The organism is Haemophilus sp. HMSC071C11 (assembly GCF_001837655.1).
GTDB classification, from domain to species: domain Bacteria; phylum Pseudomonadota; class Gammaproteobacteria; order Enterobacterales; family Pasteurellaceae; genus Haemophilus; species Haemophilus influenzae.
Map to the genome: position 1 here is coordinate 1 of NZ_KV833396.1, position 264 is coordinate 264.

The 264-nt window shown below is 34.5% G+C and carries 1 protein-coding gene; it reads right to left on the minus strand.

Features of this window, described 5'->3' with window-relative positions; translation table 11 throughout:
* Window positions 1–27: 27 nt before the first annotated feature.
* Complete coding sequence (locus HMPREF2644_RS00155; RefSeq protein ID WP_005686717.1) at window positions 28–234, minus strand: heavy-metal-associated domain-containing protein; 207 nt, start codon at window positions 232–234, stop codon at window positions 28–30.
* Between the last annotated feature and the right edge of the window lie 30 nt (window positions 235–264).

Sequence of the window (264 nt, forward strand, 5' to 3'; positions counted from 1 at the left end):
CATCCCACCAATCTGAATTGAAATTTTTTACTCTGTGGCGTCAAATCCAGCATCTTCAATGACCTCAATCAGCTGTGCAACATTGACTCGATTTTCATCAAAAGTAATATTTGATTTACCCTCTAATTGCACATCAGCAGATTGTACACCATCTAATTCAGTTAAAACTTGAGTAAGACTTTTTACGCAACAGCCGCAATGTATGCCTTTTATGTTTAATGTGATAGTTTTCATTTTTACTCCTTGTTAGTTGTTTTATTGATG